Origin of the sequence: [Scytonema hofmanni] UTEX 2349 (assembly GCF_000582685.1) — a bacterium.
GTDB classification, from domain to species: Bacteria; Cyanobacteriota; Cyanobacteriia; order Cyanobacteriales; family Nostocaceae; genus Hassallia; species Hassallia hofmanni.
The window spans coordinates 2,495,346-2,515,445 of sequence record NZ_KK073768.1; the positions used below are offsets into that span (position 1 = coordinate 2,495,346).

Here is a 20,100-nt window from a genome sequence, read left to right on the forward strand (position 1 = left end):
GTTGATGAGATTGCTTCCCGACATGTAGTGACCGTCGCAATGACAGATGCTATTTTTGAGCGCAACTTGGTATTACTATTGCAAGATCCCTACAATAGCTTTCAAGAAGTAATTTAGTAGCTTTGATCAAGATGAAGATTGGGTAAAATAAATTAGAATCAAAGTTCGGAATAGTACCAAATCTAAAAGTAAATATACTAATCGATTTTTTTGATTCAACTTTCAAAACCGTATACTTACTTGTCCAAAGTATAGGTATTACACCCGATTGTAGTTCTATTAAAGTCGAATTTTTTATGTCAGACCCCAACATTGGTCGCTACTTGTGCAAACGTTACCAACTTCAGGAGTTAATTGGTACTGGAGCAATGGGTCGGGTTTATCGTGCTAAAGACATTTTGTTGGGAGGTGTACCTGTTGCCATTAAATTTCTCGCTTTATCAATTCAAAATGAAAAGATGGGATTGCAAGACCGCTTTGAGCGAGAAGCAAAAACTTGTGCTTTAGTCGGGCAAAAAAGCATCCACATTGTTTGCGTGATTGACTATGGCGTAGATGAGAATGATACCCCTTTCTACGTTATGGAATACCTCCAAGGAGAAAACTTGAGCCATGTCATCCGCAAGCAACAGATGACTTTACCAACTTTCTTCAGTATGGTGCGGCAAATCTGCTTGGGGTTGCAATGCGCTCATGATGGCATTTTAGTTGATGGTAAAGTCTGCCCAATTATCCACCGGGATATTAAGCCCAGCAACATACTGGTGATTACTGACCCTAGTTTTGGCGAGTTAATCAAGATTCTCGATTTTGGAATTGCGAAGTTATTACAATCAGATAGCAATCATACTAACTACTATTTAGGTACGCTGGCTTATTCTTCTCCAGAACAAATGGAAGGCAAAGAACTTGATAACCGCTCAGATATTTATAGTTTGGGCGTAATGATGTTTGAAATGCTCACGGGCAAGCTGCCTCTAGCCGCACCAACACACTCTTTTGGGGCATGGTATAAAGTACATCACTATCAACAACCGCGTTCTTTCAGTGAACTTGCTCCCAAAGGCTTAGTACCAAAGGAGTTGGAGAATTTGATTATGAGTTGTCTAGCCAAAAAAGTTAATTCGCGTCCCGACAATATCAGTGAAATCCTCAAAGTTTTGGCATCTTTAAAACAAAGTTACAGTCTTAGCACTCAGCAAGATATCCAAGCTTCAACTAAAGCGCTTACAGTTCTAGAGCCGAAGACTAAAGTAGATTCGCGCTTATCCTCCTCAACCGATGAGCTTGCTCGCGTTACTTCTTGGCCCCAAAATAAACCGATCGCCGATATTGTTTTTCCCCAACCCATCCGTGTTAATGGCAATATTTTTCCTGCTCTCTGGATAATGTTACCCAAACAGGAAATTGAAAATCGCTTAATCTGCACTCGTTACAATCAATTTCTTTTTATCACTTCTCCTCACCCGATGCTGCTGTGGATTACCGTAATTTACAACCGCAAATATGGTGCTAAATGGCTGCCTTATTATCTCGACCTCAAAACAAGCGTTGGTCAAGAAATTACTAGCTTACTGAGTAATTTAGGTTACTATCGGCTTTTGTTCTTTACACGGGAGGCTCCCCATAGTTGTGCTCATATCCAACTTTCAAGCATCGCCCCCGCGCAACAGCAACGACTTAAAAAATGGGTAACAATTAGCACCACATTTGTGTCATCTGTCGAACCGCAAATTAGTAAAAATTTACTCAAAAACGAGTATGAAAAGATTAAGCCGCAAATTTTGGCAAAGCTAGAAGCAATTGATACAGATTCCCCCTTCGACTTTTCCGACCAAGTTTCAATCTGAGTGAATATTAAATTTTGTTAACAAAATATATAACTTGCAAGATATCGTTATAAAAAATATAAATAGTAAAGTTAAAAATCGATGAGCGCAAAGTGTGGTTGGATCTACGCAACATTTGCTCTCTTTGAGAATCCAGAGAATGAATGCAAGTGAAAACGTGTAATTCTGACTATGGGCGTTGCAAAACAAATCTTGTTAATTTGTTTAATGCACTGCAAAGCTAACCTAAAAACTACAATCAGTTGAAACTAGATAGTTGATGTAGTTATAATAGTTTTCTGCTTGAGTTTTCGCCATGTTTAATTGTGTGATTTGAATTGCCTATCGAGTTGACGCCCCAAACATCCCCAGCTTTTTTCCTCCTTGGAACCTAGCAAGAGAAGGAGGTCGCCCACTGCGACACGAGAACTACTCTATGCCATAGCGGAACCTGAATCTAAGCCCCACTGGTGCTTGAGAAGCTCTTTGTAAGTTGCTTCACGCACTACCATCTGTTCGTAAAGCTTAACTAAAAAGTCTTGAGCTTGCTCATGGCTCATGTGCTGCACTTGAGTAGCAAAAGAGCGGATGTTGAATTGCTGTTCGAGGGATAATTCGATTGGCTGACTCATAATTAACTCCAAAAGACAACGAATAAGTGGTTATGTCGTTTACAGAAGCCCTAATCGGTTAGTAGATTGACATGGAACTGTCGTGCATTTGTTCCTCTGTATTAAAAAAGATAACAATTGTTTGACAGATTGCCCATATACCAAGTTAGGTATTTTTGGGATGATTCATCTTGCATTTAAGCCTACTGATATATAACCCAAGTCTGTTGAAGCAGATTTCGGAAATATTTACTCATTTTGTAGGTAGCAATGGTATGACTTCCTTTTTTCGTTCCGGGAAAGGGGACAATTAAAGGCTGTAATCGTGAATTATATTCGCGATACCAGAGAAAGTGCAAGATGTCAATTGACTAACTTATATAAATTTAGCCTCTGAAGTAAATCCAGAGGCTAATTTTATTTGTATCAAGTTGTAAAGAAAAAAAAAGCTCAACCTGAACAAAACGCTGAGTATATGTACTGGGGACTGGGGACTGGGGACTGGGCAATAAAGATTATTCACCGGTTCGCCAATTTTTAATGCTTAATTTCTTATCCCTAGTCCCTAGTCCCTAGTCCCCAGTCCCTAGTCCCTAGTCCCCAGTCCCCAGTCCCTAGTCCCTAGTCCCTAGTCCCTAGTCCCTAGTCCCCAGTCCCCAGTCCCGAGCTTAATCGAGTGCGATGATGACAATGGTGATATTATCGTGTCCGCCTTGCTCTTTTGCCGCTTCAACTAAAGCGATCGCAGCTTTGTCAATTAAAGGGCTTTCTTGGAGATAATAAGCAATTTTTTCATCGATAAGTTCTTCTGTCAGACCGTCACTGCACAATAGCAAGCGATCGCCTGATTGAATATCCAATTGCCTTACATCAACTTGATGTAGGTCTTCACGCCCCAAACAGCGCGATAATACATGACGGAAGGGATGATTGCGGGCTTCATCTTGGGTGATTTCACCAACTTTAATTGCCCGTGCTACCCAGGTATGGTCTTCAGTTATCTGGGCTAATTTGGAATCGCGGAAGCGGTACAATCTAGAATCGCCTACGTGAGCTGCCCAAGGTGGTTCTCCAGAGCGAAAAATCACCGCTACAACTGTTGTCCCCATATCAGCGCGTTCTTGGTGATCTTGCTGATCGTGCAGAATCGCATCATTTGCTTGGTTTAAAGCTTCCTCTAGCAATTGGGAGCAAGGCTTAGAAGAATCCCAATTTTCTGACAAATATGCCTTAATTTGCCCAGTTGCAATGCGACTTGCTTCTTCGCCTCCCGCATGACCACCCATACCATCAGCAACTACAAAAAATCGCCCTTCTGGGTCAATATAGTAAGCATCCTGGTTATTAGAACGAATAAGTCCGGGGTCACTAACACCGGTAAAGTTAAGTTTCATAAAATTTTGCAACCAACAATTAATACATACGGTCATTACGGTCGAGGCGTAAAAGCAGGCGAATCAGTAATACTGAGACTCCCGCAGAAATTAAACCAGGAAGCAGCGCTAACCATACATAATGATTCACTAACAGAATCGTAGCAGAAACAGTAAATCCACTAATAATCAGAGCATAGCTTATTCCTACTTGAATATTGCTTTGTCGGCGCAACAGCCGATCTGTTTCAGGCGATCGCACGCGTACCCGCACATCTCCCCGTTCCAGCTTCTCTAGTGTATCTTCTAATCTACGTGGTAGTCCCAATGCGGTACTACTGACTTGGGCTGCTTGCCGACTTAATTCATTGAGAAAACTATTACCATCATTACCATTCATATTCGTCATAAGCTGCATTGCATATGGTTTGGCAACTTCCATAAAGTTAAATTCGGGGTCTAAACCCTTACCGACTCCCTCCAAAGTGGAGAAAGCACGCATTACAAAAGTGAAAGTTGCGGGAAATCTAAATGGTTGATCGTAAGCTATTTCGTAAAGATCGTCACTAATTGACGCCACAGACTGATTCTCGAACGGCTGATCCATGAAATGATCTAGCATGTACTGGACAGAACGCCGCACAGGTCCCATATCATCCACTGCTGCTAATGCTCCCAAATCGATGAGAGACTTAACAACGCGATCGCCATCTTTAGAAGCAATCCCAAACAAGGTTTCCATCAGTCCATCACGAATGTTGGACTTAATCCGCCCCATCATCCCGAAATCGTAGAAAATCAAGGAACCATCTGGACTGACAGCAATATTGCCAGGGTGAGGATCGGCATGGAAAAAGCCATCATCAAGTAACTGGTGCAAATAAGCTTCCGCACCTTGACGAGCCACAGCTTTGCGGTCTATACCCGCAGCTTCTAAAGCTTCGTATTGACTTATTTTAATACCTGGGAGATACTCTAGAGTCAGCACTCGCGGCGAAGCGTAGCGCCAGTAAACTCGCGGCACCTTCACCCAATCGTAGCTGCGAAAATTACGGCGAAAAGTATCCGCATTGCGACCTTCATTGAGATAATCAACTTCTTCCCAAAGAATGCGGCAACACTCTTCATAAATACCGAGCCAATCTCGTCCGCGTCCCCATTTTGGATGATTTTGAAAGTAACGCGTAATGCCTTTAAGGATTTTTAAATCAATTTCAAAAAGCTTTTTAAGTCCAGGACGTTGCACCTTAATAACAACAGATTCCCCAGAATGCAAGACAGCTTTATGAACTTGTCCCAAACTAGCAGCAGCTAAAGGAATCGGCTCAAAACTGTGAAAGAGTTCAGGAATTTTCTTGCCTAGCTCTTCCTCAATAATCGCTTCTACCTTCTCATAGCTAAATGCCGGCACTTTGTCTTGTAACTTTGCCAGTTCCTCGACATATTCCACTGGGAATATATCAGCACGAGTAGAAAAAAGTTGTCCAACTTTAATAAAAGTTGGACCCAAATCTAACAGGGTAGTGCGAATCCAAATCGCTTGTGCCTTGCGTCTAGCTGCTTGCTTTGTCTCACTAACTCCACCTGAATAACTCCAAGATTTGTTGTAGAGCCAAAGCCTGAACATCAAAGTCAAGACAAAACCCCAAATGTCTACAAAGCGCCGTCTACTAGAGTAGTTATCGCGATTCCAACGGTATGCTTGATCTGAATAACCCTTTTCCATATGCCGTGTATACCGCTGGTTTTTGACTGAATTACCAGGAAGAAAAGACACTCTAATTCCTAAACTGTTTTTAATAATTCTTAGTTGTTGGGCAATGGGCATTGGGCATTGGGCATTGGGCATTGGGCATTGGTAATAATTCCCTTTTTCCTTTCCCCTTCTTCAAATTCCCACTAACCACTATCCACTAACTCCGCTCCTCCTAACTCCTATCCAGCAAAATTACTGCGATATCGTTGTAATTCGGTTCGCAACAGAGCAATATCTGCTCGCAGTTCATCAATCGTTGCTTGCACATCAACTGAAGTAGAACCGGTTTGGCTGCTTGGTGTGGTGTAAGTACCAGCACCGGCAGCTTCTGCGGCTTGATTTGCCCGCTCTAGAACTTCTTCTGTAAACGAGCGCAGGTGCTCTTTAGCTTCGGCATCAAATTTGCCAAGTTCACTCAAAGCGTCGGTTATAGCGACTTCTACACGCTCATTCAGGATTTCCGCTACCGCTCTACCAACGAAAAAGGCTTGCACAAGGGGGTTACTCATAAATTTTTGTTACGCTGATCCGCAAGAGAATTATAGCTTGCCTGTCTGCTTTACTGCTTCTGTTTTAGTACTGGGCTTTTGCGGAGCGAGAAATTTAGCGTTGGACACTTCTGCTGAATATAGCATTGCTCACCAATTACCAAGGCGAATGGAGAGCTTATTTATATCTAGATGGTTAACTAGGATATCTCAAAGTAAACATATGATGTTATAAATACTTGTATAAATAATCTGTATTTATACAAAGCAATGAATAAGCGCGAACCTTGCAAAGAAAAGCTAGTTTATTACTCTTGAAAGAAAAAGGTGCTATTGCTACTTCATTTCTCTTTACGGAAAAGTAACATTTCACACTGTTTTATTTATATAATAACTTTCAAGGAGAGTAGTAATGCTGGGTATTAGCGAAGGTTTAATTCTAGGTAAAATTTTAGCAGGTATTTTATCAGATATTGTAAAAAGTAATACCAAGTCTGTACTACAAGAAAAGTACGCAGATTTTATTAAGCTGCAAGGTAAGTTTGTCAATTATGAATTAGAAAAGGCTTTGAGGCGTTCTTTCCTCTTAGCACAATATAGCATTGCGTCCGAGTGTCGTCGGGAACTGGTACAATCGTCTCGCATGGTGTACGGACGCTCATCGCGTCTTGGTACATTAGAACATGAAGCTGATATCCGCTTACTGAACAAGAAGCTCAAGCAGCTAAAAGAGGAGTTAAACAAAGTCAAGCAATTAAAAGCAAATGCTACACCAATTGAATCCCTAAACGATTTGGGATTACTGCTGACAGAAGAAGGTAAATTAGACGAAAGGCATGTTGATATCAAAAATAAGCTGCTAGGAGAAGCACTTTTAGGTAACTCTGTTGCTTGCTATAAAGCGAAAGTAGAAGCCAGCTTACTAGAAAGGATATGCGCTTATTTTGCCTTTGAGATTAAGACGAATCCATCTGTACGCGATATATTGCAGACGCAGCTGCTAGCCCAAATAAACTTAAAATCTGAAAACTTAGAAAAATCGTTACTTGATGTGGCGCAAGCTGTGCCAGATTTGGTAAAGAAGTTGGATAATTGGTGGGTAGCTATCCAGTCCAATTTGGATAAGATAAAAGCCTCTTTAGAGGATTTGATAGAGATTGTAACGGGAACGGCGAAGGCGATCGAACAAATTGACGACAAGTTAGACAAACTTATTGAAGCTAAATCGCCTTTACCACCCAGTATCTATGTAATTGTAATACCTGGCAATCTGAATGAAATTCAACCACAACTGCCATCAATTGTAGCTCGTCTTCAACAAGCATCAGGAGATGTGACGGTAGAATTAATAGATGTCAAGAAAGGTAGTGTACTGCTTTTCTTTGAAGGTTCACAAAAAGGTTTTGAGCGAATACAGGTGTTGTTTAGAGGTGGAGAACTTCAGCAAGTATTGGATTGTCCTGTCGAAGTTGTAGAGTCTATCGCTGAGGATATTTTTGTTCCCGTCAGGCAACTGATGGTGAATTTAAGTCAATGGCTTAATAATGTTATTGACACTAGTTGGGGAACAGTGGAAGATGTTTTGGGTACACAAAGAGCCAATCTAGTTTTTGCTGATAGAGGTGCTGCTGGTGTTGTTAGGGCAATTGCGATTGATTTAGGAATAGAATCTACAGGTGTATCGGTAGCCTTAGTTGTTGAAGTCATACCCACAATAAATGGAGAAAGAGACATACGTCTACAAGTTCATCCTACTAACAATCAAACTTTCCTCCTTCCTGGTGTTAAATGTATTGTGCTTGATACCTCAGGAAAAACTCTCCTCGAAGTTGAAGCGAAAAATACTGATAGGTGGATTCAACTAAATATTAGTGGCAAACCTGTAGAGCAATTCACCGTGCAAATTCAGTTGGGTGATGTCAATAGGAAACTGAATTTTGTAATTTAACTGCCTGCAAGGAGATGGCAATGGGCAAGCTAGTTGTGATCAATTTAGTAGAGGGGAATTTTGAGACTGGTTTTTCTGTCTCCTTGCAGATTTGGACAGAAGGCGATCGCCAATGGATTGCTGCTGTCAAGGGCAAACTGCCTCCAGCGACCGAGTTGCATAAACATTATACACTTTGGCAGTCGCATTATCGCAAGCATGTGTCGGGCAGATATTTTACTCGAATCAGCGTCACGGGAGGTACTAGCACTTCTATCATCAGTGATATTAAAAAAGCCAGCAAACAGTTAAAGTTGAGTCTTAATGACTGGCTTAAAGCTGATTCTAGTTTTAGTCCTATTCGAGAGAAATTATTCCAAAACTTAAAGGATGAATCTGAAGAAATTCGGGTCATATTTGAAACTGAAAATCTGGAATTACAACGTTTGCCTTGGCATCTTTGGGATGATTTTTTTAAGCATTACCATCGGGCTGAGGTTGCTTTGTCTCTACCAGTGAAAAAAGGGCAAATAGCGACTAACACCGATAAAGTCAAAGTTTTAGCAGTTTTCGGCAAAGATACTAGAATTAACACTAAAAAAGACTGGCAGATGTTGGAAGAACGATTAGCTCAAGATTCCAATGCCTTGTTAATTAATATAAATAAGCCTAAATTAGACAATTTATGTGACCAGATTGATAAACATAAACCCCAGATACTCTTTTTTGCTGGTCACAGTCGCAGTGAAGATGATGGAGAAAGTGGTTTTATTGACCTTGATGATGAGAAAAGTATAACCATTGATGATTTAGAACCTGACCTGAGAAAAGCTGTTAAGCGCGGTTTGCAACTGGCAATTTTTAACTCCTGTGATGGGTTGGGAATAGCACGGCAATTGGCTCAGTTGCACGTTCCAAATATTATTGTTATGCGAGAGCCTGTGCCGGATCAAGTAGCACAGATGTTTTTGCAACGTTTTTTAGAAGCATTTGCACAAGGAAAGCCTTTACATCTTGCTGTGCGGAGAGCAAGGGAAAAGATAAATCGTTTGGAAAATCAATTTCCTGGTGCTACTTGGCTGCCAATGACTTTTCAGAATCCCGCAGAACCACCCTTAACTTGGCGATCGCTTGGTGGTATTGAAACTCGCAAACAAACTAATCAGGTAACTGTTACAGGTGAAGAATCTGAAATAGGTAGCCAAGGTTCGATAGCTTGGCTGCCGACTTCAGTAGGCAGTTCTTCCCCGCCAACACCACCGCCAATAATAGTGCAGAAGGTTACAATTATTTGTAACAAAGGTCATAAAAATTCCTCTGACAATCGTTTTTGCATCCAGTGTGGTGAGGCTTTAAATCAGCAATCGATAAAACTTTCAATTAGTTGTAGTCAAGGGCATGAAAATTCTCCTCAAAACTCTTTTTGTAGTTACTGTGGTGAATGTTTGAGAGGGGAAACTAATGTTATTTTACCTACTACTCAGCCGCAATTATCAGTAATTCAACCTGAAACTGAGTTACCACCAAAAACTCCGATTAATTCGGAGGTTTCTAGTACGCGAAGAACTACAGAAATAGGAAGCCTGTTAAATGAACGCTACAGAATTTTAAAAATCTTGGGTCAAGGTGGATTTGGTAAGACTTTTATCGCAGAAGATATAAATTTACCAAGCAATCCTCAATGTGTTGTGAAACAACTTAACTCCATGACAAATAATCCAGAATTCGGGAAGGAGGCAAGAAGATTATTTTTGAAAGAGGCAGAAGTTCTGGAAAGGTTAGGAAGACACGACCAAATTCCGGGAATTCTAGCTTACTTTGAGGAAAATTATGAATTCTATTTAGTTCAAGAATATATTGAAGGTCACACTTTAAGTAGAGAAATTTATCATGGAAAGCAATTACATGAAACTCAAGTTAGTAGCATTTTGCACGACATTCTTAAAATTTTAGAGTTTGTCCATCAGCAAAATATTATCCATCGCGATGTAAAACCCTCAAATTTAATTAGACGCAAGCAAGACCAAAAGATAGTTTTGATTGACTTTGGGGCTGTAAAGCAAGTTGAAAACTCAACTATTGGGGAAACTGTTATGATTGGTACTCCAGGCTATGCACCTTCTGAGCAAATGGCAGGTAGACCATCTTTTAGCAGTGACATATATGCTGTGGGCATTATTGGTATCGAAGCACTCACTGGGATATCACCTCACCAACTACGGCAAAATTCTAATGCAGGTGAAATATTTTGGCGGGACAATGCACAAGTTAGTGATGAACTAGCAGCTATTTTAGATAAGATGGTGCGTTATGACTTCAGACAAAGATATCAATCGGCTACGGAAGTTTTACAAGCTTTGGAGAATATGCAAAGAATTGTGATTGCACCAACTGTTACTACTCCCAACCCAACAATTATATCTGGGCTGAAATCATTTTTGAAAGGTTTTAAATTCTAAAGATAACCACTGTTTATTGAAATTATTTAATAAAATACGATCGCTTTCCTATTTTACCCCTGGATAATGCTTGACTAAAAACTCTTCAGCGGAAGCGCGATCGCTTACAACTCCATCCAAGGTAGCAGCAAGTAAATCATCTAACATTTGCTTAAACTGCGGTCCCGGTTTATACCCTAACTTCCTTAAATCATTGCCATTCAAAATCGGCTGAACGTTAGCCCATACTGTCAAATATTGCCAAATTTTCCGCCGGAGCGATCGCTTACTTTGCACCGCAATTAAAATTAACATTGGTAAGTCATATTTTCGCAGCAACTGCACTATTTGACTCGCACGCTGGAAAGTTGGTAATAATGTCATCACCTCAGCTTCAGCTAATGTTAAGTTTTCTAACCTTTTGATGCTATCTTCGGGAAATTGTAGATTTTTTGCTACCTTACCGCGATATTCTGGTGATAAATGCAAAATTATAGCTTCTAACCACATTTGCCAGTGAATCAAACTTTGCTCAGTGTCAAATCGTCGCAAACAGCGTTCTAATAAACGTAATTGTCGCAATAATTCTTCATCTAACTTTAGCGTGGGATGGATGCATTGCAACGCCCCCAAGTCGTCAAGTAACTCCAAGGCAGCTTTCCAATAAGGTGCCTCTAAGATATACTTTAATTCGGTTTTGAGTCGAGTTTGTAAAGCCGGAGTTTTGCTATTTTGTTGTGCCGTGCGGTCATAAATGCCGCTGTTAATCGCATAACGAATATATGCTTCTGTTTGCGGTTCAAATTGAAAACCAAAGCGCACTGCAAAACGAACACCGCGATAAATGCGTGTCGGATCTTCGATAAAACTGTTGACATGTAAAACGCGAATTTGCTTTGCCTGTAAATCTAGCAAACCGCCAAAGAAATCGAGTAATTCACCAGCGCGGGGAGAAGTTAATCGTAGCGCGATCGCATTAATCGTAAAATCTCGTCTATACAAATCTTGACGAATCGAACTCGCTTCTACTTCCGGATTCGCCGCCGGATAAGGATAAAATTCTGTTCTAGCGGTGGCAATATCCACCCATAACGAGTCTAATTCTGGGTCATTATGCCATAACAAAGCCGCAGTTTGAAAAGCGCCATGAATTTCTAAACGTGCAGTCGAATAAACTCGTTGTAACGCTTTTGCCAATTCTACACCAGCACCGACTTCTGCTGATTTGTGAAAGCCATCAACTACCATGTCAATGTCTTTAATCATCAAAGCACTTGCGGATTCTTCAGCTAATAATAAATCCCGCACTGCACCCCCAACTAAATAAAGATGCCAACCGCGTTTTTCTGCCTCTTTTGATGCTAAATTAAGTAATTGCCAAAGTTGCGGCGCAAGTTTATCTTGTAATTGTTCCGCATAGGAAAACAAAACCTTGTCTCCTTGTCTCCTTGTCTCCTTGTCTCCTTGTCTCCTTGTCTCCTTGTCTCCTTGATGTAATTGCCGCAAAACATCGGTGCGAGTGACAATTCCCAATAATTGTTTATCTTGCAACACTGGTAAGCGTCCGATATCATATGTCACCATCAGCGCTTCGATTTCGGGGAGTGTGGTATCTGGTGTAATTGTCTTGAGATTAGTTGTCATGTAGCCTTTAACTGGTGCATGACTAAAACCGTGATGCAAAGCAATATCCAAATCTCTGCGAGAAATTATACCTACTAGTTGTGCTTCAGCATCGACGACAGATAAACCAGAATGTCCGTAGCGTAACAAAATACGCTGTGCTTCCTCAATTGTAGTTTCTGGACGGATAGTGCGGACTGGGGAAGACATTAAATCTCTCGCTATGGGGGGATGCGGAATATTAGTTTTTATGGATTCAACAAGTTGGTTTAATATAGCTTGTGGATCTACTTGACGCAGGTTCACCGATGTGGCTTGAGAATGTCCGCCACCGCCTAAAGGTGCAAATAATTCGTGAAGATTAATACTCTTGATTTGCGATCGCCCAATCACCGTTAACCGCATTTCTCCTTCAGAAAAAGGATATTCATTCGCCAGTAGTAAAGCATCAATTTCGGTTAATGTCATTAACTGGGAGGCAAGACTTGATAATCCAGGTACAAATTTATCTGTTTTCAGAATAATCCAGGCGATCGTATATCCCCGGATGCATACAGTTTGCAATTTGTCTATAGCTTCAGTTAACAATTGCTGCAATTGTACAGATAAACCGGGATCTAGATACTCACTAATTACCGACAAGCTAGCGGCTTGTTGCATCAACCAAGCCAAAGCTAAAGCATCTCGCGGGGTGCTAGAGTCGTAGGTGAGAGAGCCTGTATCAACATGAATACCCAAAGCCATGACAGTAGCTTGGGCAGGGGTGAGGGAAATTTCTTGCTGTTGTAATTGTTCCACCATTAAAGTTGTGGTGGCACCGACTTGAGAAATATGGGCGATCGTCGCGGGAATATCTGATTCTTGCCCGATGTGATGGTCATAAACTATGATTTCTTTTAAGTTGGGTAAATCAAACCATTCGGCAGCTTTCCCCAGGCGATCGCGTTGTTGCGTATCCACGACAGTTATAGAGCGAATTTTTTCCGGATTGACCGAACGTCGTTCAATCAACGGATATTCATCCCGATGCAACGCTAAAAAATCCCTTACAGTTGGATGAGAACCACCAGTCAGCACAATCAAGCTTCCTGGTAGCAACCGCGTTAGCCCTACCGCTGCTCCTAACGCATCAAAATCAGCCGTAGTGTGGCAAAGAATTAAGTCCATAGTTAATTAAGAGTCAATGGTCAAGAGTCAATCTTTGGACTTTGGACTCTTGACTTTGGACTAAATGGTTACAATTTCTGCTAGCTTACAAGTGGGGGAAAGACCTTAAGTGTTGCCCTTTAAGATATTCTATCTTTAGTATTTAGCTGTTTTGGGAGAAGAAAAAAATGACCATTATATTCCAAGCTGCATTAGTCGCGCTGGTTGGGTTGTCCTTTGTCATGGTTGTTGGTGTTCCTGTAGCTTATGCCACTCCACAAAATTGGGGTGACTCTAAAAAGCTACTTTGGCTCGGTTCTGGAGTCTGGTTTGCCTTAGTGTTTTTAGTTGGTGTATTAAACTTTTTTGTGGTATAGGCGACTACTAGTCTACGTTGGCAAATATAGCGGTTCTCGCTTGGGTGCAGTACACTTTTGACCTCTCTCCTACAAGGAGAGAGGCTTTGAGTCCTACTCCCCTTCCCTCGTAGGGAAGGGGTTGGGGGTTAGGTCTGTATTGGACTCAACTGCAAAGCGCTATAGTATAAAGATTTGCTTCAATCAGAGGGAGATAAGGGGACAAGGGAGACAAATTTCTATATCTTCTCCCACTCCCCCACTCCAATCCCCGATCTCCTAATCTTTCCTGCTCCTCTACTTTTAAATAAGAAATGTATATTGGCTGATATGTATAGTTGATTGATTAAGAGGCAGTTATGGCAGTTTTCGAGGGAACTTTTACTCAGACAGAACCTTTGCGGTTTGCAGTGGTTATTGGTCGATTCAATGACCTCGTTACCAGTAAGCTGCTAGAAGGCTGTCAAGATTGCTTGAAACGCCACGGTGTAGATGTCAATCCTCAAGGAACTCAGGTGGATTATATTTGGGTTCCCGGAAGTTTTGAAGTGCCAGTAGTGGCTCGTCAGTTGGCAGTTTCTCAAAGATATGATGTAGTCATTTGTCTGGGTGCTGTCATCCGAGGGCAAACGCCTCATTTTGATTTGGTGTCCTCTGAAGTGGCTAAAGGTATTGCTGCCGCTGCGTTTCAAACTGGTGTTCCGGTAATTTTTGGCGTTTTGACAACAGACACGATGCAACAAGCTTTAGAAAGGGCAGGCATTAAGAGTAATTTGGGTTGGGAATACGCCATGAGTGCCTTGGAAATGGGCAGCCTCATGCGGAATTTGCGCTCTAACCTGGCAGAGCCATATCGCAATTCTCAATCTTTGCCTCCCTCTTTTAAAAGTGCCAGCTTAGGTGAATTTGCTGCCGAGTCAGAAGAACACGTCTAAGGGTGTCAATAGTCAATAGACATCTCCAGAAAAGACGTAAAGACGTTCCGTCGGAACGTCTCTACAAGGCTTTAGGGCAACGCATAATTAGTTTCTGGAGATGTCTAATAGTCAATAGTCAATAGTCAATAGTCAACAAACTATGGACTTTTGACTTTTGACTAATAAAGGTATTGACAAACCGTTGTTGATGTGAGAGTATAGTATTTGTATGCAGGTTGCGGGCATAGCTCAGTGGTAGAGCGTCACCTTGCCAAGGTGAATGTCGCGCGTTCGAATCGCGTTGCCCGCTTTTTAAATAAAATACTAATACGGCAAACGTTTATTTGTAGAGACGTTCCGGCGGAACGTCTCCTAGAAAAATTCGTGATTCATAAACAGGGTGGGGTTCTTCATGAATTATGGGTAAGCTACCGGACATGATATCACTCCAAGGTATTGTTGCTGATTTTCAGCTTCCAAGGGACCTGTAAAAAATAGGTAGAGACGTAGCAATGCTACGTCTCTACAAAGGTTTCGGGCAACGCATAATTAATTTATAGTAAAGAGTGTCTATTGCAAAGGTTGGATATCACCTCTTGCATCCGATCAGGAGCGGTGTACAAGTTCAGCGACCATTTTCACCAATTCATTTGGTTCAATTGGTTTTATCAGATGCTTTTGAAAGCCGGCTTCTAATGCTTGGATTTTATCTTCAATTCTGGTGTATGCAGTCAGAGCGATCGCTGGAATTTTTCTACCACTTTTTTGCTCTAAATCTCGCACTTGACTAATTAACTGATAACCATCTTCTCCCGGCATTCCAATATCACTCACCAGAACATGAAAATGATCTCGTTTTAAACATTCTATCGCCTCACTTGCCGATCCTACAGCCGTAACTTTGGCAAAAGATTCTTCCAACACAATTTTCACAAAGTCACGACTGTCGATATTGTCCTCTACAACTAAGACTTTAACATTATCGAGGGAAGGTAAATTTTCTAGGACATTTGCATTATTTTCTAGCGCAGATTCCGGCTTTAATTGATTTGCTTTTAGTAATGGTAACTGAACTGTAAAAGTTGCACCTTTACCCTCACCTTCGCTGTGAGCATAAATCTTGCCATTGTGCAATTCTACTAAATGACGAGCAATTGTCAATCCTAATCCTAGCCCCCCATAAGAGCGCGTAGAAGAACTATCTGCTTGCCGAAAGCGGTCAAAGACGTAAGGAATAAAGTCAGGATTAATGCCAATTCCTGTGTCGGTAACTGAGATTTGAGCGTAGATGGAGGGAGGGGGGGATGGGGAGACATGGAGAGGGGGGGAGGGGGGGAGGGAGGGAGGGGGAGAAAAAATTGTCTCCTTGTCTCCTTGTCCCCTTGTCCCCTTGTCCCCTTGTCCTCCTTGTCCCCCATTGCCCATCGATAAGCTGATTTCAACTCGTCCGGCTTTGGAGGTAAACTTGATTGCATTCGAGAGCAAGTTTCCAATCACTTGCCGTAGACGTTGTTGGTCGCCACAAATCATTTGTACTTGCGGATCGAATATACTTTCTAGTTGAATGGCTTTCGCGTCAGCTTGTGGACGTACAGTTTCAACTAGTGTTTCAATTAAAGCAATTAGATTTACTGGTTCTATTTGCAACTGCAACTTTCCCCGAATAATTTTTGACACATCGAGGATATCTTCAATCAGTTGTGCTTGAGATTGGGCATTGCGTTCAATTGTTTCTAAAGCGCGATTTGTAATTGCGGGGTCAAGTTGTCTGGTAAGCAATTGTTTCGACCAACCCAGTATCGAGGTGAGGGGGGTACGCAGTTCGTGAGAAACGATCGCTAAAAATTCATCTTTCATCCGGTTGGCAGCTTCAGCTTCTTGTCTTGCTGCTTGTTCCCTAATCATTTGTTCGCGGACTATTTCCGCCTGCTTGCGTTCTGTGATATCTTCAATAGTGCCAACGTATCCCAATAATTGCCGATTATCGGAAAACATCACCGATGTGCGGACATGAACCCAGCACAAAGCATTATCCGTGCGGCAAATACGAAATTCCGAAGAGTATGTCTGTTCGCAACGAATAGAATGCGACCAATCAGCAAGCACGCGATCGCGATCTTCTGCATAAATACATTTTGCCCAACCTTCCTCCCAACCTTCAGCAAGTTTGAAGTTATAAAATCCTTGACAATTAGGATTTGTATAAGTAAATTTTCCTTGTGTATCTGTTAAAAAAATTGCAATGGGAGAGCAAGCACTTAATGCGCGAAATTTCTCTTCACTTTCTCTCAGTTCAGAGTTCATGCTCGCAAGTTCAGTTGCTTGTCGCTTGACTTCGAGTGTTTTTTTGAACAGTTCCACAAACACCGTTACTTTTGATTTTAAGATCACCGAGTCAATTGGCTTCGACAAATAGTCTACTGCGCCTAAGGTATAACCTTTAAACACCATAGTATCGTTAACACCAAAGGCTGTGAGAAAAATTATCGGTGTGTTGCGCGATCGCTCTCTTTGCCGAATTAGGGTTGCTGTCTCAAACCCATCCATTTCCGGCATCTGCACATCTAGTAATATCACGGCAAAGTCTTGATGCAATAAGCACCTAAGAGCCTCTGCGCCCGAATAAGCTTTGACTAAATTTTGACCCAGCCCTTCTAATATTGCCTCCAAAGCAATCAAATTTTCTGGATGATCGTCTATTAAGAGGATGTTTACTTTTGGTGCAGACTGCATAATCAATTAAAATTAGAAATTCAAAATTTATTATTTAAGATGCTAAAACCCAACCTTTTTTATCCCGAACTAGAGAGAAAAGAGGAAGAACAAAGCTTGACCAAGAAGGGAGCGATTTCTGTTAAAGGCAAAATTCTTGCTGAAACCACTGCTGCAATTGCCGCATCTGGCATTATACGACTAACTGCCGTGGTCGGATCTTGAACAATTGCTAAACCATCATGTGCCTTGACTTTTGCTAGCCCTTGTGCTCCGTCTTGATTGGAACCTGTGAGAATAACGCCAATTGCTCGCTCTTTATAAGCATCAGCGGTGGATTCAAATAGCACATCAATAGAGGGACGCGCATAAGAAACAGGTGCTTCGGTTGAAAGAGCAAAGTGACCGGGTTCTACTAATAAATGATAATCTGCGGGAGCCAAGTAAACTTGTCCGGGAGCGATCGCCTGTTTGTCTATCACTTCAACTACTGGCAATAAACTATACCTTTGCAAACAACTGAGCAATTCACCCTCCGAATCTTTGTGACGATGTTGGGCAACAGCGATGGCGATCGCCAAGTTTTTTGGTAAGCTTCCTAAAATCGTCTCCATCGCCTGTAATCCGCCCCAAGATGCACCAATTACAGTAATATCAAATTTTATCATTCGACCCTCCGATAAAGCTTTTCCTGGCTCGCCAACTCCTCATAAAACTTTTCGTAAGGTGAATTTATCAGCGTTTCTTGTTTTCCTAATCCTAAAACACCGAACATCTTTAAACTTCCATATAGTAACTTGTGAACTTGGTCTTGAAGATATGAGTTAAAGTAAATTAAAACATTGCGACAGAGAATAACGTTGAATTCATTCAAAGAAGCATCTGTTACCAAATTATGCGGTGAAAAAATGAGATTTTCTTTCAAAAAAGAATGGAAAATAGCACCATCATAACCAGCCGTATAATATTTAGAAAAAGATTCTTTACCACCCGATCGCAAATAAAGTTGGGTATATTCTTGCATTAAATGCAAAGAAAAAATACCAGCTTTAGCTTTGCGTAACACGACTTCATTCATATCAGTAGCGTAGATGCGGCAACGGTGATACAATTCTTCTTCAAATAGCAAAATTGCCATTGAATAAACTTCTTCACCCGTAGAGCATCCAGCGTGCCAAATCCGAATAAAAGGATAGGTACGCAAAAGGGGAACAACTTTATTTCTAAAAGCAATATAGAAACTTGGATCGCGAAACATCGCAGTGACATTCACTGAAAGACCCAATAAAAAACGTTCCATACAAGCAGGATCGTGCAGAACTTTTTCTTGAAGTCCAGAGACACTAGTTAGCTTTTCCGAGCGAATTGTATTCCAAATTCGACGCTTGAGAGAAGCCATTGCATAGTTGCGAAAGTCAAAGCCGTAATAGCGATACACTCCTTCCAGTAGTAGCTGAGTTTCGATGTCTTCGAGTTCGTTAGGGTTTTTGGGGGGCATGGGGCATGGGGCATGGGGCATGGGGCATGGGGCATGGGGCATGGGGCATGGGGCATGGGGTATGGGGCATGGGGCATGGGGCATGGAAAGAATTGTATTTATTCACGCACTTGCTTTATTGAACTTCTTTAATTCTCACTGCAAGCGTGCCCGATGCCCATTGCCCGATGCCCATTGCCCAATTTATTACCGATACAGCCAGACTCTTAATAGTGAGAGCAACTGTTCGGTATCAACGGGTTTGGTGATGTAGTCGCTTGCGCCGGCATCAATGCATTTTTCGCGATCGCCTTTCATGGCTTTTGCAGTTAAAGCGATCATTGGTATACTTTTAAATTCATCAACAGCGCGAATAGCACGCATTGTTTCATAACCATCCATTCCTGGCATCATCACATCCATTAAGACAATATTAATATCAGAATTGTTTCGTAACACGTTAATACCGTCTCTACCGTTTTCAGCATAAAGAATTTCCATTTCATAAGGCTCTAACAAACTAGTAATAGCGAAGATGTTTCGGATATCATCATCAACAATTAAAACTTTCTTGCCTGCTAGCACCGGGTCACTATGGCGTAGTTGTTCTAATAATAACTGTTGGTCAATCGGTAAATTTGACTGAAGCCGATGTAAAAACAGCGATGTTTCGTCTAATAATCGTTCTGGAGAACGGGCATCTTTAACAATGATAGTGTCAGAAATGCGGCGCAGTTCTGTTTCTTCTTGATATGTTAACTCTTTGCCAGTATAAATAATGATGGGTAAATAATTGAGATTTGGTTGTTGTTTAATTTGCTCAATAAAGTCAAAACCATTCATATCTGGCAATCCCAAATCCAATACTAAGCAATCAAAATGAGTAGTATTAAGTGCATTCATTGCTTCTGTAGCTGTACCAACCGCAGTAATTACCACATCCCCATTACCAATTAATTCAACTATGCTGTGACGTTGTAATTCATTGTCTTCTACTACGAGCAGGTTTTTTACTCTTCGTTCGACAAATGCCTTAATATCCCTCAAAGCCTGAAAAAGTGCTTCACTGGTAATAGGTTTTTGCAAATAGGCGATCGCTCCTTGTTGCAGACTTCGTTTTTGCCCTTCTTCAACTGTCATAATATGAATTGGGATGTGACGGGTGTTAGGGTCGTGCTTCAAACGGTCGAGTACAGTCCAACCATCCATCATCGGTAAACGGATATCTAACATAATCGCAGCAGGTTGAAATTCTCGTGCCATTGCCAAACCCACATCACCACGAGAAGCTACCAAAGCTTTAAAGTTTTGTTCCCGTGCCAAATCCAGTAATATTCGGGCAAAGTTCAAGTCATCTTCAATAATCAAAAGAGTGCGATCGCCAATGAGAATATTTTGGCGATCGTCTTCAATTGCCGACTCGGTGAAAGTGGGAGGGGGGGATGGG

Annotated in this window: 15 protein-coding genes and 1 tRNA gene; 6 read left to right on the forward strand and 10 right to left on the reverse strand. The window is 41.5% G+C overall.

The genetic code is table 11. The annotated features are described in order from the left end of the window. Positions 1-296 precede the first annotated feature (296 nt). Positions 297-1,850, forward strand: coding sequence for a serine/threonine-protein kinase (locus TOL9009_RS0116105; RefSeq protein ID WP_029633699.1), 1,554 nt, complete (start codon positions 297-299; stop codon positions 1,848-1,850). Between the two features lie 413 nt (positions 1,851-2,263). Here the strand turns inward: TOL9009_RS0116105 and TOL9009_RS0116110 are convergent, their stop codons facing one another. The 4 genes from TOL9009_RS0116110 to TOL9009_RS0116125 all read right to left on the reverse strand — a co-directional run bounded on the left by TOL9009_RS0116110 (position 2,264) and on the right by TOL9009_RS0116125 (position 6,078). Continuing rightward, positions 2,264-2,461 carry an NblA/ycf18 family protein gene (locus TOL9009_RS0116110; RefSeq protein ID WP_029633700.1) on the reverse strand — a complete coding sequence of 66 codons (198 nt, stop codon included), beginning with the start codon at positions 2,459-2,461 and terminating at the stop codon, positions 2,264-2,266. A 647-nt stretch (positions 2,462-3,108) separates the two neighbouring features. Beyond that, a complete protein-coding gene (locus tag TOL9009_RS0116115; RefSeq protein ID WP_029633701.1) occupies positions 3,109-3,834 on the reverse strand; it encodes a Stp1/IreP family PP2C-type Ser/Thr phosphatase in 726 nt (241 codons plus the stop codon). A 19-nt stretch (positions 3,835-3,853) separates the two neighbouring features. After that, complete coding sequence (locus tag TOL9009_RS0116120; RefSeq protein WP_029633702.1) at positions 3,854-5,539, reverse strand: ABC1 kinase family protein; 1,686 nt, start codon at positions 5,537-5,539, stop codon at positions 3,854-3,856. A 209-nt stretch (positions 5,540-5,748) separates the two neighbouring features. Beyond that, positions 5,749-6,078, reverse strand: a complete 330-nt coding sequence (locus TOL9009_RS0116125; protein ID WP_029633703.1) for a DUF6825 family protein — start codon at positions 6,076-6,078, stop codon at positions 5,749-5,751. 391 nt (positions 6,079-6,469) lie between these two features. On the opposite strand from TOL9009_RS0116125, the gene TOL9009_RS42190 reads away from it, so the two are divergent. Beyond that, positions 6,470-8,005, forward strand: coding sequence for a DUF1822 family protein (locus tag TOL9009_RS42190; RefSeq protein WP_051502925.1), 1,536 nt, complete (start codon positions 6,470-6,472; stop codon positions 8,003-8,005). Positions 8,006-8,025: 20 nt separating this feature from the next. Further along, the gene (locus TOL9009_RS42195) at positions 8,026-10,443 is read left to right on the forward strand and encodes a protein kinase domain-containing protein (protein WP_186227578.1); all 2,418 of its coding nucleotides are present in this window, start codon (positions 8,026-8,028) and stop codon (positions 10,441-10,443) included. A 48-nt stretch (positions 10,444-10,491) separates the two neighbouring features. Here the strand turns inward: TOL9009_RS42195 and TOL9009_RS0116140 are convergent, their stop codons facing one another. Beyond that, the gene (locus tag TOL9009_RS0116140; protein WP_029633704.1) at positions 10,492-13,212 is read right to left on the reverse strand and encodes a CBS domain-containing protein; all 2,721 of its coding nucleotides are present in this window, start codon (positions 13,210-13,212) and stop codon (positions 10,492-10,494) included. A 167-nt stretch (positions 13,213-13,379) separates the two neighbouring features. Between TOL9009_RS0116140 and psbZ the strand changes: the two genes are divergently transcribed. From psbZ to TOL9009_RS0116155, 3 genes are all read left to right on the forward strand, one after another. After that, positions 13,380-13,568: a photosystem II reaction center protein PsbZ gene (gene psbZ, locus TOL9009_RS0116145; RefSeq protein WP_029633705.1), complete on the forward strand. Its 189-nt coding sequence runs from the start codon at positions 13,380-13,382 to the stop codon at positions 13,566-13,568. Between the two features lie 338 nt (positions 13,569-13,906). Next, a complete protein-coding gene (gene ribH / locus TOL9009_RS0116150; protein ID WP_029633706.1) occupies positions 13,907-14,482 on the forward strand; it encodes a 6,7-dimethyl-8-ribityllumazine synthase in 576 nt (191 codons plus the stop codon). Positions 14,483-14,702: 220 nt separating this feature from the next. Next, positions 14,703-14,774: transfer RNA gene (locus tag TOL9009_RS0116155), tRNA-Gly, on the forward strand. A 296-nt stretch (positions 14,775-15,070) separates the two neighbouring features. Here TOL9009_RS0116155 and TOL9009_RS0116160 read toward each other — a convergent pair. The 5 genes from TOL9009_RS0116160 to TOL9009_RS39435 form a co-directional block, all read right to left on the reverse strand. Next, positions 15,071-17,197: a response regulator gene (locus TOL9009_RS0116160; RefSeq protein WP_029633707.1), complete on the reverse strand. Its 2,127-nt coding sequence runs from the start codon at positions 17,195-17,197 to the stop codon at positions 15,071-15,073. A gap of 59 nt (positions 17,198-17,256) precedes the next feature. Further along, complete coding sequence (locus tag TOL9009_RS0116165; protein WP_029633708.1) at positions 17,257-17,841, reverse strand: chemotaxis protein CheB; 585 nt, start codon at positions 17,839-17,841, stop codon at positions 17,257-17,259. Further along, positions 17,841-18,674: a CheR family methyltransferase gene (locus tag TOL9009_RS0116170; RefSeq protein ID WP_029633709.1), complete on the reverse strand. Its 834-nt coding sequence runs from the start codon at positions 18,672-18,674 to the stop codon at positions 17,841-17,843. The genes TOL9009_RS0116165 and TOL9009_RS0116170 overlap by 1 nt, the downstream gene beginning before the upstream one ends. Beyond that, on the reverse strand, positions 18,655-18,780 hold the full coding sequence (locus TOL9009_RS49400) for a hypothetical protein (RefSeq protein WP_260675905.1): 126 nt from the start codon (positions 18,778-18,780) through the stop codon (positions 18,655-18,657). The genes TOL9009_RS0116170 and TOL9009_RS49400 overlap by 20 nt, the downstream gene beginning before the upstream one ends. A gap of 80 nt (positions 18,781-18,860) precedes the next feature. Beyond that, a partial coding sequence (locus TOL9009_RS39435; protein WP_038296385.1) for a response regulator occupies positions 18,861-20,100 on the reverse strand: 1,240 nt, incomplete at its 5' end.